Source organism: Pseudomonadota bacterium (genome assembly GCA_013285465.1).
Lineage (GTDB): Bacteria > Pseudomonadota > Alphaproteobacteria > Micavibrionales > CSBR16-224 > CSBR16-224.
Window position 1 is genome coordinate 2,662,380 of record CP053449.1, and the last position, 11,064, is coordinate 2,673,443.

Below are 11,064 nucleotides of genomic sequence, written 5' to 3' on the forward strand. Positions count from 1 at the left end.
ACCGCCCGGCGCACCGATATTGATGCCGTCATTATGCAGACCGCCTTCTTTCGGGCCGTAATCGGAGAGGATTTTACCTTTGACAGGCCAGATAAAATAATCGGCACCGCTGGCTTTATGCGGTTTTGCCAGCTGTTGCGGCGCGGCAGGTGGCGGGGTCGGGCTGCGCAGAACTCTTGCAGAGGTAGGGGCGGGGGGCGGGGGCGGCGGCGCGATTATTGCCGCTATCCAGCCATGTGGTCTGTGTGCCGCTATAGCGGTTATCATTTAAGTCCTGCGTTTCGATGGAGGAGCGGGAGGAGATCCGCGCATTCGGACTGACGGCATCGCTGTTTTGATAGGCGGCGGGCTGCAGACCGGGCTGCGTATTTTGCGGCAGCGCATAGGCGGTGGTATCGGTATAGGCGTAAGAATCCGGCAGGCGTAAAAGCTGCCCCGGTGCAATACGGTAAGGCGGAGACAGATTATTCATACGGACAAGGCCGTTCATATCAACACGGAACATTTGTGCGATACTGTAGAGCGTATCCCGTTCGCGTACACGGTAATCGCGCGGCTGCGGCAGTGATAATCTTTGTCCCGAAACCAGCGTATAGGGCGCATTGAGGCCGTTTTCCTCAATCAGTTTCGCCGGATTCAGATTGTAATTTTTGGCAATAGTGTAAACCGTGTCATCGCGGTGGACAAGGACGGTTCCTGCGACTTCCGCCGTGTTCATACCGTGATGGGTGACGGCGACCTCGGGCTTCGGTTTCGGTGTACAGCCGGAAATGACGGCGGCGCTCAGACCAACACACAGGAGCAGTGAGAAAACGCGGCGTATTTTGCTTTTCATCATAAATCTCCTTTCCGGCGGTTCCGGTTTTTAAATCCCCGCGAGGCTGAGATCGCCTGCAAAAGGAAGCGAAAACTCGTTCTCTTTCGCCGTCTCTTCTTTGGGGGGAGGATTGTTTTTTTGCGCCGTCTTGTGCGGCGACTCCGTTTCTTCAAGATTATCGGGGGCGATATCAGGCAGGAGCGGCACGAAACGCACCGGCATCATTTTTTCGCTTTCATAGCCGTCTTCTGTACGGGTGATGCGGTAAATAAACTGGTCACCGTTTTGCTTGCCCAGCGGAATAACGAGAAGCCCGCCGATGGATAATTGATCCAGCAGCGCTTTCGGCGGTTCCTGCGAGGCGGCGGCGGTGACGATAATACGGTCGAACGGCGCCTGTTCCGGCCAGCCTTTCATGCCGTCACCTGCAACGGTGGTAATATTATGCAGGCGCAGCTGTTTAAAACGCGCCTCGGCAATATCCAGCAGCGGGCGGTGGCGTTCAATACTGTAAACGCGGCGGCACAGCCGCGACAGAATGGCGGCCTGATAGCCCGATCCTGTGCCGACCTCCAGCACTTTATGGCGGTCGCTGAGTTTCATGGCCTGCGTCATGGCGGCGACAACCAGCGGCTGGCTGATGGTTTGGCCGCGCCCGATCGGCAGGGCGATATCTTCATAAGCCTGATCGATAAAGGTTTCCGGCACAAAAGCTTCGCGCGGGATGCGCTCAATCGCGCCCAGCACGGCGCGGTCGGTAATGCCGGAGCGGCGCAGTTTCATCAAAAGCCGGATGCGGCGCGCCGCTGTTGTGATATCGGGAGGGCTCATGATCCGATTTTCTCCTTCAGGGCTTCCAGCGTTTTGTGATGGGTCAGATTCAGCGTTAGCGGTGTAATGGTGATATAGCCTGATGTCAGGGCCGCGGCATCATAATCCATACCGGCATGATCCGTCGCCTGTGGCGGGCCGATCCAGAAATATTTGCGTCCGCGCGGATCCATACATTCAATCACATCATCACTTGAAGCTTCGTAATGGCCTTGCGGTACGACGACAATGCCTTTCGGCTCCGCATCGCCGCGCGGCAGATTGACATTCAGCAGCGTGTTTTTTTCGATCTCGAACCCGGCCAGTTTTTTTAAGACTTCCGGCACCCATTTCTGGGCGATGTCCCAGTTGATATCCCCGTGCCCGCCGCCGATATGCTGGCTGAAGGCAATTGCGGGACAGCCGAGCAAAGTGGCTTCGATCGCAACGGCGATTGTACCGGAATAGGTGACATCATCGGCGGCGTTTTTGCCGTGATTAATGCCGGAGACGACCAGATCGGGCGGCGCATCTTTCATCACATGCTGAATGCCCATCACGACGCAATCCGTCGGTGTGCCGTAAACGGAGAAATGATTATCATCATAGCGCTGGATTCGCAGCGGCCTGTGGATGGTCAGGGAATGTCCGGCAGCGGATTGTTCGCTTTCCGGCGCGACAACGCAGTGGCGGGCGCCCAGAGAAATAACACATTCCTCCAGCACCTTGATGCCTTGCGAGTGAATTCCGTCATCATTTGAGATCATGATCTGCGCCTTGGCGAGATCCGCGGGTATATGAGGCATGTACGTCAACCTTGCTTCGTCAGGACGATATTATTGTTTTTGGTGTTTGTTTTAGAAATCCGCGCGGGGGCGGATAACGCAAGGAAAAGAACATCCCCCGCGCTTACTATACAGTATAGGCAAAAGCGGATGCGGCGTAAACCGTCTTCTTTCAGATGTTTTAAAGCGCGGCGGCGATAATGTCGCAAAATTCCTGCCCGTTCAGGCTGGCACCGCCGACAAGTACGCCGTCGACATTTGCGCAGGACAGGATTTGCGCGGCATTGGCGCCTTTGACGGAACCGCCATAGAGCAGATGCGTTGCGGCAATCACCGGAAAGCTTTTTTCCAGCAACCCGCGAATAAAGCCGTGCATGGCTTCGATATCTTCAATCGTTGCCGTCAGCCCCGTGCCGATCGCCCAGACAGGTTCATAGGCAATGACGGTGTTTCCGGCCAGAATTGTGTCCGGCAGAGATTGCATGATTTGCGCTTTGACGGTTTTTTCCGCTTCGCCGGACTGACGCTGGGCGGCGGTTTCACCGACGCAGACAACAGCCGTCATACCTGCGCGGTGGGTGGCTGCGGTTTTGGCGGCAACCAGCTCATCCGTTTCGCCATGAATGGCGCGGCGTTCGGAATGTCCGGCAATAATATAGGAACAACCTGCATCTTTCAGCATTTCGGCGGAAAGATCACCGGTGAACGCGCCGGATGTTTCCGGATGGCAATCCTGTCCGCCCAGAAAAACGGGGGAAGATTTTGTGACGCTGTGAAGTGCGGAGACCAATGTCGCGGGCGGCGCAATCAGTATCTCGGCCTTACCGTTCAGAGCGGATTTGTTTTCGGTGACGAAATCCGCGATATGCTTGGCGCGCGGCAGTCCGTCCGTTGACAAACCGTTCATTTTCCAGTTTCCGGCAATCAGTTTCGTATTCGCCATAACTTCTACCCTTTACCCTTTATTTTTTAATGAAACATGTGCATAAATATAACGACCGGAATTTTGAAGACAAGGAAAAAGGAAAAACGTCATGTTACAAGCCATGCGTGAAGGTATGAATTCATGGATTTTGAAGACGGTTCTCATCCTGCTATTGGGCGGGGCGATGGGCGGTCTTGTGCTGATGGATACGATTTCCTTTTGGCGGACGGGTGTCTCCCGCGGCTCTGTTGCCAATGTTGCCGGAGAAGAAATAAGTTTTGTCGAATTTGACCGCCAATACCGTATGGATCTGCGCCGCATTCCGCCGGAACTGTCGCAAAAGCCGGATGTCCGTGCCGTTGTCGCGCGCGATACGCTGCAGGAACAGATGCAGAAACGTCTGCTGGTAAAAGCCACGGCGGATAGCGGTTTGATTGTCGGCGATGTTGTGGCGGCGGAGCGCATTCGCGAATATCTAAAACCCCTGACCGATCAGGGGGCGCTGGAAAGTGTGGCGCTGGCCACGGTTTTGCAGCAGCGCCAGCTGAGCGAAAAGGCGCTGGTCGATACGCTGCGGCAGGAGCTGGCGGTCGAAATTATGATGTCGGCACTGGTTGTGCCTGTGACCGCACCGCCGCAGGAGGTGCTGGACTGGCTGCAATATGATATGGAGACGCGGGCGGGCGAATATATCCGTATTTCCGGCGCGGGTTTTAAAGCCGATGCCCCGGATGAGGAAAGCCTGCAGAAATTCCATGCCGATAAAACGGCGTTATGGATGTCGCCGGAATACCGTTCCTTTTCCCTTCTTGTCCTGACGCCGGAAAAAGTCCTCACGGAGATAGAGGGAATCGAGATTGTCAGCGATGACGCGTTGAAAAAAACATATGAAGACCATATCGCCGATTATACCGAGGCCGATAAACGCACGGTGACGCAAGCGGTTTTCGGCGGGGAAGAAGATGCGAAAGCGGTCTTTGCGCTGTTGAAAGACGGAAAAGCCAAAACACTGGCCGAAGCGGCGGAAAAATCCGGCACGGAAGATGCCCAGATCATGGAAGCGGAAGAGCATACGGCGCAATCGATTTTCCCCGAAGAAATCTCTGACGCGGTTTTCGGTTTTGAGAAAGACAAAGGTGTGGTCGGTCCGATTAAATCGCCGCTGGGTTGGCATGTTGTGAATATCACGGCGACGGCGCGGGGCAATGTGACCTCATTTGACGAGGTGAAAGAAACGCTGCGCAGTGACTGGATACTGGATCATGCCTCTGACCCGCTTTATACGAAAGTCAGCGAGCTGGAAGATATGTTCGCGGGCGGTGCCAGCGTGCAGGAGGCGGCGGAATTTATGCAGATCGGCTTTGATAATGTGCCGTTCCTGACATCTATGGGTGCCGCTGCGGATGGTAAAGCCTATCCGCTGGAGCCGGCGAAACATGCGCAGGCGGTGCTGGAAAAAGTCTTTGCCATGAGCAAGGATGACGAGATCAAGGCTGAGGTGCTGGAAATGGATGACGGCAGTTTCATCGCCGTCAGTCTGGACGAGGTAAAACCCGCGCAGAAAATCCCTTATGAAGATGTCGCGGAAAATGTCCGCGAAACCTGGGTAAAAAGCGAAAAGAAAAAGCAGATGCGCGACCGCGCCGAAAAAAATTGCGGATGCCGTGCGAACGGATGGTAAAACGCTGGCAGCGGCGGCAAAAGAATTCGGCTATAGCACGGCGCAGATTTCGCTCCGCAGCCGTTCCAAAATGCATTTGACGGAGGATGGTAAAAACGCCGTGCCGACCGAGGCTGTCACCAAGCTGTTTGACCTGACGGCGGAAGGTGATGCGGCTGCGCTGCAATCGGGCGATGATATTGTGGTTGTGACGCTGACAAAACGTGACCTTCCCGATCTGGGAGATGATGCTGCCGCTGCTGCGGTATCGGAAGCGGCCATCAGCCGTGCCATGATCGAGCGCGGCTTGCGCGATGATATCGTGCGGCAGTTTCTGGCGGCGATCGAGAAAAAATACGGCGTTCAGGTCAATGAATTCAGTTTTGAAAAGCAATACGGCAAGGCCGCGCAGGAAGAGGCTTTAGGTACTTATTAAAAGGGATGATTGCTATGCGGAGAGGTTTTCTCCGTCCGGTAATATGTTCTTTTTTGCTGCGGTAATTTCTCTGGGCCAGCGGCGGTGCAGCCACAGCCATTGTTCCGGTCTTTCATGAATCCAGCCTTCCAGCATATGGTTCATATCCTGCAATAACTGCCGGATATCCTGATCCGTATCCCCCTTTTTTTGACCTCCAGCGCCGGATAAACCGTGACGCGGAAGGCTGTGCCTTTGATGCGCTCAATCCGTGCGGGGTAAAGCGGACAGTCATGTTTCAAGGCCAGCTGTGCCGGAAAAGGGATGGTCATGGCATCATGGCCGAAAAACGGTACGGCAATGCCTTCATTCAGTTTCTGGTCGATCATAATGGCCAGCGTTTTTTTATCTTTGACCAGACGCATCATTTCAATCGCGGCGCTGCGTTTCTTATGAATCTGCCCCTCTGCCCCGCTTTCCCGCGCGCGGGAGAGCAGCCGGTCAACCAGCGGGTTGTTCAGCCGCCGATAGGTCAGATAAGCCTCGAATCCGCGCTGTTGTCTGACGCTGGCCAGCCCGACTTCCCAATTACCCAGATGGGCGGCAACCAGTATGGCGGGGGCGTCGCTTTGCGCGATCGTCTCCAATATGTCACCGCCGACAAGTTCCGCTTTTTTCCCCAGCGCAACCAGATGAGGGTATTCGGCGATTGTGCGCCCCATATTGTCCCACATTTTGCGGATCAGATCTTTTTTTTCGGCGTCGGTTTTATCGGGGAAGGCCAGTGCCAGATTCTCATAGGCTTTTTTACTGGCGCCAAGATGCGGCCCGATCATGCGTCCGATAAAGCCGCCGGTGGCGGAGGCCGCGTTGACGGGCAGCAGTTTAAAGAAACCGTAAAGCGTGTAAGCCGCGGCGGCTTCGATGCCATAGCGGATTTTGCGCAAAAGCGGAATAGGCAGTTCCTGCGGTGTTGTCTGTTGCATCAGCCGTGGTTTCTAGCTTGTTTTTTGCAGTTTTGATTTCAGGAAGGCTGTTATAGCCTGTTCGTCCTGCCATTGTAAAGCAACGGGAAGGGTTTTGACAGACTCCCTTATTTTTGCGGGCAGGCGGACGGCGTCTTTCTCGGTTGTGATCAGCGCGGCATTATGGCGGCGGGCGGCGGCCAGTAATGTTTTGATATCTTCACGGCGATAGGCGTAATGATCGGGAAAGGGAAAGAATTCCGCGACATCCGCGCCGCATGTTTCCAGTGTTTCGCGGAATTTTTGCGGCAGGCCGATTCCCGCAAAGCCGACAAATGCGCCGTCAAAGGAAGGATTTTGCGGCTGTAGATCTGCGAAAAAACAGGATTTTGGTAGCCGTATTGCTGTAATTTTTGCCGCCAGTCTTCGCGGCTGTTTTCATCCTTTATGCCCAGTAAAATACAGGCATCGGCGCGTTTTAAGCCGTTTTGGGGCAGCTCGCGCAGCGGTCCGGCAGGGAAAACCGCACCATTGCCGAAACCGGCTGCGGCATCAATAACCAGAAAAGACAGGTTCTTATGCAATGACGGATTTTGAAAACCGTCATCCATGATAATGGCACCCGCGCCGCCTTCTTCTGCGGCGACGGCACCTGCCGCACGTTTGCGGGCGACCCAGCAAGGCGCATGGCGTGCCAGCAGCAGCGGTTCATCCCCGATCTCCCGAAAGCCGTGCTGTGCGGGTTTGACAAGTACCGGGCCTTTTAACCGTCCGCCGTAACCGCGGGTCAGGAAATGCGGCAGAAAGCCGAGATCATGCAGGATATGGGAGACGGCAATTGCGACAGGGGTCTTCCCGCTGCCGCCCATCGTGATATTGCCGATACACAGGACGGGAACGGTGCCGTGATGCGGAGATGTTAAGGCGCGGCGTAACCGTGACAGGCGGTCATACAGCCATGCCAGCGGTTTTAAACCGGGCGGCGGGGCGGCTGTGCCATACCAGAAAGCGGGGGTTTTGCGCATCATGTCTCCTTTTTACAAGAAACTTTACCGCAGCTTTGACGGGGATGCCAGCGTTAAGGATGTGTTTCTTAACGGAATTTTAGAACGGGACTGATAATCTGGAAGAAGGAATAATGAAGGAGAAGTCATGGCTCTGCGATATACATCCGTTCTTCCCAATGATTTGCTATTGCGCGATATCAAGGCGCATATGGACTGGTTTGAGACTGTGTTGCGGCGGTCTTTCTTTCCCGCCGCCGTTACGGAAGACGGCGAGGCGCCTGCCATTCCCGCCATTTTTGTCAAATGGTGCGGTGATAATACGCATAAAGAGTCCGTTGATGAAAAAGATGTGGAACATCTGCTGCAAATTCATGACGCTTTGGCGGAGGCCGGGGCGGATTGCCTGCGCGTCGCGGGCGGGATGACGCAGGAAAATTATACGGCGCTGACGCAATGCCTGGATGCCTATATGAAACAGCTGCAGAAATTCAGCGAAGATCTGGCCGGCAGTAATTTCAGTATTGATACGGTGACGGGGCTGCGCAGCGCGGCGGGGATGAAAAACGAAATCGCCCGCGAACTGGACAGGCGTGACCGTAAAAGTGACGTCTTCTGTGTTTGCGCCCTCTCCATTGACGGACATGAAGCGCTGGCGGAAAACCGCGGTGAGCGCCGTATGAAGGAAATCTATGCACATATTGCCGAAATTTTGATGGATCCCCTGCGCTCTTACGATGACGGTTATTTTCTTGGGAAGGCGCATATCTTCTGTGCCTGAAACATGCGGAATTGCTGGATGCCTGTACGGTGATGGACCGTATTTGTGCCAGAATAGCGGCAAGCCCCGCCAGTCTGGGCGGTACGGAGGGAGACGGTGAGCGTCACGCTTTCCTGCGGCGTTGCCGAACCTGTGCCGGGGGATAAAATTGACGATATTTTCGCCAATGCCGAACGCGCAATGAAAGAAGCGCAGGCGGAGGGCGGCAATCAGGTAATGGAGTGGAAGGAAAAAAGCGCCCTGCAGCAATATGCCGAAGATGCCGCCATGTTCGACTGACGGCACCCTGACATCATATTTTCCCTGTTAGGCGTTTGGCGTTACTTTGCCGGACCGCCCGGTTTTTCGCACCGTAACGCTTTTTGATCATGTCAAAGCTGGCACGGATGGCATAAGCCTCCCCGCCTTTCGGTGAGCCGGGTTTGGATGTCGGATTCCAGCCGTAAGTGTCGATATGCACCCAGTTGATATCCTTTTCCACGAATTTCTGCAAAAATAGCGCCGCGGTAATCGCGCCGGCGAAAGAACCGCCGGAATTATTCACATCGGCGATATCGCTTTTAATCATGGATTCGTAGTTTTTCACAGCGGCAGACGCCAAAGCGGGTCGCTGGTACGTGCGGAGGCGGCTTCAAAAACCTTGGCCGTTTTATCATCATTGGTGAAAATCGGCGGGATTTCAGGCCGAGTGCCGTACGTGCCGCGCCGGTCAGTGTTGCAAAATCGATCAGCAGATCGGGTTTGTCATTACAGGCCTCGGCCAGCGCATCGGCCAGTATCAGACGGCCTTCGGCATCGGTATTGCCGATTTCCACCGAGATACCTTTGCGGGTGTCGATAACATCGTTGGGACGGAAGGCGTTGCCGTCAATATTGTTTTCCACGGCGGGGATCAGAACGCGCAGACGAACCGGCAGTCCGGCCTCCATAATCATTTGCGCAAGACCCAGCACATGAGCGGCACCGCCCATATCTTTTCATCAGCCATATTCGCGCCGCCCTTCATGTTCAACCCACCGGTATCAAAACAGACACCTTTACCGACCAGCGTGACTTTCGGTGCGTCTTCCATCGCCCCAGCTGAAATCCAGCAGGCGCGGCGCTTTGTCACTGGCGCGGCCGACGGCATGAACGGCAGGGATAGTTTTCTTTTTAAAGATCATCGCCGCGGATGACTTTCAGGCTTTCGCTATTGAATTGTTTTGTCAGGGCGCGGGCGGCTTTTTCAAGATCATCCAGGCCCATATCATTTTGTCGGGGTGTTAATCAGGTCGCGGATCAGAAAATCGCCTTCACCGTCATATTCACCATATCCTGATCGGCATTTGCCGGCCAGGCCAGTTTGTTTTCCTTTTGGGCGGTCTTTGTTTTTTTCGATTTGTAACGGTCAAAATCATATTGCCCGAAAAAGCCCAGCCCATTGCGGCTTCGGTGGCTTCGTCCTTGCTCATCTTGCGGTCGATAGATAGCCGCCTTTATGTTCCGGCAGGTTTTTCGGCAATGCGGAATAGCTGTAAATCGAATTTTCTTCCGGCAGGCCGAACAGGAAGGAGGTCGCTTTTCCATCCGTGGCGGGCAGCGGCAGAACGCTGCCGCTTTGGCCAAGAAATCCGGCACTGTGACCCAGTTTTGCGTCTCTTCAGGCTGTTTTTTCAGCCAGTCTTTAATTCGGACGGTTTGACGGGGATAACGGCGCGGGAGGTTTTTGCCTTTACGGTCAAAGAAAATTCATGGACGGTTCCTCGTTGTTGTTCTTGTATGATGTGGAGCCGAGAATTAGCACGGGAATGAGTTATATGTCCAATAAAATTACGCGGGGCGGCGCTAATGGCTTGTCCAGTCCGATCGCGAGCGGTGAAATGACGAGCCAGTTCGGTCTGACTGCGGGATAATGCCAGATTTACTAACAATTCGGCGGCACTTCCCTCCGGCGCAGCGGCATCGCGGTGGGAAAATGGCGGCAGCGCCACTGACGGCACTTTCCGTGAAGAGTTCAAACAGCAGTTCCAATGTCGAACGGGGCGGCGGGTACTGCACGACCGGCACGGCCTCTTCCGTTAAATCCGGCCATTTCCTTGGCTTTTTGCAAAGCCTCCTCCAGACCGCCGAGGCTTTTCGTCGATCAACCCGACTTCGAAGAGCTTGGTTTCCCTGTCCAGACGCGGCCTTGTGCGACTTTTCCACCTCTTCCGGCGTCATGCCGCAGCCTTCGGCGACCAGAGCAACAAAACTGTCATAAATGTGATCAAGCAGGGCGCCGGTGAAGCGTTTGCGGGCGGGTCGGTGAAAACTGTGATTGTGATGACCACATATCGGCATTTTTTCGCCGATATTGACCGAATCCTATGTGATGCCGAGTTTTTTCCACAAATCCTCCAGCACCATTTTTCCGGCAAAAACACCGATCCCTGAGCCGGTCAGCGTTGCCGGTAGCGGCGACGATATGATCCCAGCATTCACCACGGCCCAGTAACCTTACGATGCGTGACGCACACTTCATTGGACGATGATTTTGTCTCTCTTGGTATAGACAACGGCGCGGCGTATGGCCTCGGCGGCTGTCGGTGACCCGCCGGGAGAGATCCATGCGCAGGACGATGGCGGCGATTTCCTCTGCATTCTGCGCCGCGCTGCAGGTGGAGGAGAAATACGATCGGCGAACATCGGCTCGCCGCCTGACCAAAGGTGATGCCCTGCCGCCGTCTTTACTGGGCATATTGCACCGAAGCGTGAATCCGGCGCGATTTTGTCTTTGCCTTCATGTGCCGTGACGAGGCCTCAGCGGATCAGTTGTGACAAACCATGCATACAACTAACTTCATCCTCGACTTTGGCGCTGAAGCCCGTAACCGAGAAGGTCGATGGTTTTAATACCCTCTTCTTCATCTTCCTCTTCATCGTC

At 54.7% G+C, this 11,064-nt stretch carries 14 protein-coding genes and 2 pseudogenes; 4 read left to right on the forward strand and 12 right to left on the reverse strand.

Features of this window, described 5'->3' with window-relative positions; translation table 11 throughout:
• Window positions 1-115: 115 nt before the first annotated feature.
• The 4 genes from HND56_12755 to HND56_12770 all read right to left on the reverse strand — a co-directional run bounded on the left by HND56_12755 (window position 116) and on the right by HND56_12770 (window position 3,355).
• Complete coding sequence (locus HND56_12755; GenBank protein ID QKK06495.1) at window positions 116-838, reverse strand: LysM peptidoglycan-binding domain-containing protein; 723 nt, start codon at window positions 836-838, stop codon at window positions 116-118.
• Window positions 839-865: 27 nt separating this feature from the next.
• The gene (locus tag HND56_12760) at window positions 866-1,648 is read right to left on the reverse strand and encodes a protein-L-isoaspartate(D-aspartate) O-methyltransferase (GenBank protein ID QKK06496.1); all 783 of its coding nucleotides are present in this window, start codon (window positions 1,646-1,648) and stop codon (window positions 866-868) included.
• Window positions 1,645-2,433, reverse strand: coding sequence for a 5'/3'-nucleotidase SurE (gene surE, locus HND56_12765; GenBank protein ID QKK06497.1), 789 nt, complete (start codon window positions 2,431-2,433; stop codon window positions 1,645-1,647). Before surE ends, HND56_12760 begins: the two co-directional genes overlap by 4 nt.
• A gap of 160 nt (window positions 2,434-2,593) precedes the next feature.
• Window positions 2,594-3,355 (reverse strand): triose-phosphate isomerase, encoded by a 762-nt coding sequence (locus HND56_12770; GenBank protein QKK06498.1) that lies wholly within the window; start codon window positions 3,353-3,355, stop codon window positions 2,594-2,596.
• Between the two features lie 91 nt (window positions 3,356-3,446).
• Between HND56_12770 and HND56_12775 the strand changes: the two genes are divergently transcribed.
• A complete protein-coding gene (locus tag HND56_12775; protein ID QKK06499.1) occupies window positions 3,447-5,018 on the forward strand; it encodes a hypothetical protein in 1,572 nt (523 codons plus the stop codon).
• A complete protein-coding gene (locus tag HND56_12780) occupies window positions 5,002-5,433 on the forward strand; it encodes a hypothetical protein (protein ID QKK06500.1) in 432 nt (143 codons plus the stop codon). Before HND56_12775 ends, HND56_12780 begins: the two co-directional genes overlap by 17 nt.
• 12 nt (window positions 5,434-5,445) lie before the next feature.
• Here the strand turns inward: HND56_12780 and HND56_12785 are convergent, their stop codons facing one another.
• The 4 genes and pseudogenes from HND56_12785 to lpxK form a co-directional block, all read right to left on the reverse strand.
• On the reverse strand, window positions 5,446-5,577 hold the full coding sequence (locus HND56_12785; protein ID QKK06501.1) for a hypothetical protein: 132 nt from the start codon (window positions 5,575-5,577) through the stop codon (window positions 5,446-5,448).
• Window positions 5,574-6,398, reverse strand: coding sequence for a hypothetical protein (locus HND56_12790; protein ID QKK06502.1), 825 nt, complete (start codon window positions 6,396-6,398; stop codon window positions 5,574-5,576). The genes HND56_12785 and HND56_12790 overlap by 4 nt, the downstream gene beginning before the upstream one ends.
• Before the next feature lie 12 nt (window positions 6,399-6,410).
• A complete protein-coding gene (locus HND56_12795) occupies window positions 6,411-6,800 on the reverse strand; it encodes a hypothetical protein (protein ID QKK06659.1) in 390 nt (129 codons plus the stop codon).
• 26 nt (window positions 6,801-6,826) lie between these two features.
• Window positions 6,827-7,402, reverse strand: a pseudogene (gene lpxK, locus HND56_12800) (tetraacyldisaccharide 4'-kinase).
• A gap of 127 nt (window positions 7,403-7,529) precedes the next feature.
• On the opposite strand from lpxK, the gene HND56_12805 reads away from it, so the two are divergent.
• Both HND56_12805 and HND56_12810 read left to right on the forward strand, forming a co-directional pair.
• Window positions 7,530-8,162, forward strand: coding sequence for a hypothetical protein (locus tag HND56_12805; protein ID QKK06503.1), 633 nt, complete (start codon window positions 7,530-7,532; stop codon window positions 8,160-8,162).
• 96 nt (window positions 8,163-8,258) lie between these two features.
• Window positions 8,259-8,441 (forward strand): hypothetical protein, encoded by a 183-nt coding sequence (locus tag HND56_12810; GenBank protein ID QKK06504.1) that lies wholly within the window; start codon window positions 8,259-8,261, stop codon window positions 8,439-8,441.
• Between the two features lie 13 nt (window positions 8,442-8,454).
• Here HND56_12810 and HND56_12815 read toward each other — a convergent pair.
• The 4 genes and pseudogenes from HND56_12815 to HND56_12830 all read right to left on the reverse strand — a co-directional run bounded on the left by HND56_12815 (window position 8,455) and on the right by HND56_12830 (window position 10,826).
• Window positions 8,455-9,407: pseudogene (locus tag HND56_12815) on the reverse strand (leucyl aminopeptidase family protein).
• Between the two features lie 33 nt (window positions 9,408-9,440).
• Window positions 9,441-9,728 carry a hypothetical protein gene (locus tag HND56_12820; GenBank protein ID QKK06505.1) on the reverse strand — a complete coding sequence of 96 codons (288 nt, stop codon included), beginning with the start codon at window positions 9,726-9,728 and terminating at the stop codon, window positions 9,441-9,443.
• 258 nt (window positions 9,729-9,986) lie between these two features.
• Complete coding sequence (locus HND56_12825; protein ID QKK06506.1) at window positions 9,987-10,481, reverse strand: hypothetical protein; 495 nt, start codon at window positions 10,479-10,481, stop codon at window positions 9,987-9,989.
• A 177-nt stretch (window positions 10,482-10,658) separates the two neighbouring features.
• A complete protein-coding gene (locus HND56_12830) occupies window positions 10,659-10,826 on the reverse strand; it encodes a hypothetical protein (protein ID QKK06507.1) in 168 nt (55 codons plus the stop codon).
• Between the last annotated feature and the right edge of the window lie 238 nt (window positions 10,827-11,064).

Excerpts from the sequence above, each read along its gene's own strand:
- HND56_12755 (QKK06495.1), bottom strand. The coding sequence starts at position 838 with ATGATGAAAAGCAAAATACGCCGCGTTTTCTCACTGCTCCTGTGTGTT.
- HND56_12760 (QKK06496.1), bottom strand. The coding sequence starts at position 1,648 with ATGAGCCCTCCCGATATCACAACAGCGGCGCGCCGCATCCGGCTTTTG.
- surE (QKK06497.1), bottom strand. The coding sequence starts at position 2,433 with ATGCCTCATATACCCGCGGATCTCGCCAAGGCGCAGATCATGATCTCA.
- HND56_12770 (QKK06498.1), bottom strand. The coding sequence starts at position 3,355 with ATGGCGAATACGAAACTGATTGCCGGAAACTGGAAAATGAACGGTTTG.
- HND56_12775 (QKK06499.1), top strand. The coding sequence starts at position 3,447 with ATGTTACAAGCCATGCGTGAAGGTATGAATTCATGGATTTTGAAGACG.
- HND56_12785 (QKK06501.1), bottom strand. The coding sequence starts at position 5,577 with ATGAACCATATGCTGGAAGGCTGGATTCATGAAAGACCGGAACAATGG.
- HND56_12790 (QKK06502.1), bottom strand. The coding sequence starts at position 6,398 with ATGCAACAGACAACACCGCAGGAACTGCCTATTCCGCTTTTGCGCAAA.
- HND56_12805 (QKK06503.1), top strand. The coding sequence starts at position 7,530 with ATGGCTCTGCGATATACATCCGTTCTTCCCAATGATTTGCTATTGCGC.
- HND56_12820 (QKK06505.1), bottom strand. The coding sequence starts at position 9,728 with ATGGAAAAGCGACCTCCTTCCTGTTCGGCCTGCCGGAAGAAAATTCGA.
- HND56_12825 (QKK06506.1), bottom strand. The coding sequence starts at position 10,481 with ATGCCGATATGTGGTCATCACAATCACAGTTTTCACCGACCCGCCCGC.
- HND56_12830 (QKK06507.1), bottom strand. The coding sequence starts at position 10,826 with ATGTTCGCCGATCGTATTTCTCCTCCACCTGCAGCGCGGCGCAGAATG.